This window comes from Providencia sp. M-27, from assembly GCF_011077905.1.
In the GTDB taxonomy this organism is placed as follows: Bacteria; Pseudomonadota; Gammaproteobacteria; order Enterobacterales; family Enterobacteriaceae; genus Providencia; species Providencia huaxiensis.
This window is the reverse complement of record NZ_JAALBT010000077.1, coordinates 1-535: the sequence shown is the minus strand read 5'-3', so window position 1 is coordinate 535 and position 535 is coordinate 1. Positions and strand designations below refer to the sequence as shown.

1 pseudogene is annotated in these 535 nt (G+C 45.2%); it reads right to left on the bottom strand.

The features are described from left to right. Nucleotides 1–535: pseudogene (locus tag G6Q48_RS22000) on the bottom strand (IS4-like element ISVsa5 family transposase); the annotation flags it as partial.

Here is a 535-nt window from a genome sequence, read left to right as displayed (position 1 = left end):
AGTACCAACCCAGCTTCTTAACGGATTTATACCATGGCACTTTAAAGCCAGCATCACTGACAATGAGCGGTATGGTGTTACTCGGTAGAATGCTCGCAAGGTCGGCTAGAAATTGGTCATGAGCTTTCTTTGAACATTGCTCTGAAAGCGGGAACGCTTTCTCATAAAGAGTAACAGAACGACCGTGTAGTGCGACTGAAGCTCGCAATACCATAAGCCGTTTTTGCTCACGGATATCAGACCAGTCAACAAGTACAATGGGCATCGTATTGCCCGAACAGATAAAGCTAGCATGCCAACGGTATACAGCGAGTCGCTCTTTGTGGAGGTGACGATTACCTAACAATCGGTCGATTCGTTTGATGTTATGTTTTGTTCTCGCTTTGGTTGGCAGGTTACGGCCAAGTTCGGTAAGAGTGAGAGTTTTACAGTCAAGTAATGCGTGGCAAGCCAACGTTAAGCTGTTGAGTCGTTTTAAGTGTAATTCGGGGCAGAATTGGTAAAGAGAGTCGTGTAAAATATCGAGTTCGCACAT